This window comes from Arthrobacter sp. Hiyo1 (assembly GCF_001263615.2).
In the GTDB taxonomy this organism is placed as follows: domain Bacteria; phylum Actinomycetota; class Actinomycetes; order Actinomycetales; family Micrococcaceae; genus Arthrobacter.
Genome location: NZ_DF952469.1, coordinates 406,135 through 406,784, shown reverse-complemented (window position 1 = coordinate 406,784; position 650 = coordinate 406,135). Strand labels below are relative to the sequence as shown.

Annotated in this window: 1 protein-coding gene; it reads left to right on the top strand. The window is 67.2% G+C overall.

Going from position 1 to position 650, the window contains the following annotated elements:
* Nucleotides 1-650, top strand: a 650-nt coding sequence (locus AHiyo1_RS06280) for a thioredoxin domain-containing protein (protein ID WP_148667488.1), incomplete at both ends; no start/stop codon positions are given.

Genomic DNA, 650 nt, shown 5'->3' with positions numbered 1-650 from the left:
GGCCGGGGGCGTCCAACGCCCTCGGCTCGGAACCGTCCGCCTATCTCCGCCAGCATGCGGACAATCCGGTGTACTGGCGGCCGTTCGGCGACGAGGCCTTTGCATTCGCGGCGGCCCGCGATGTTCCCGTCTTTCTCTCCATCGGCTATGCCGCGTGCCACTGGTGCCACGTCATGGCCCACGAGTCATTCGAAGACCAGGACACCGCCGAGTATCTGAACGCCCACTTCGTGGCCATCAAGGTGGACCGCGAAGAACGCCCCGACGTGGACTCGATCTACATGGCAGCCACGCAGGCCATCAGCGGCGAGGGCGGCTGGCCGATGTCGGTGTTCCTGACGCCTGACGGCTTGGCCTTCCATGCGGGCACCTATTTCCCGCCGAAGCCACAACCCGGAAGGCCGTCCTTCCGCCAGGTGCTTGAAGCGGTCCATGAGGCGTGGCTGGAACGCCGCGATGCCGTCGAGCAAAACGCGCGAGGGCTCGCCGTCGGCATGGCCGATGCCCAGCTCGCCTCAGCCGTGTTCCTCGACAGGCCGTCCGAAAGCCTGGACAGAAGCCTGTTATCGGAAGCCGTGCGTCTTCTCGCCCGTTCGGAGGACCCCGACGGCGGTGGCTTCGGCGGCGCTCCCAAGTTCCCGCCGTCGGCC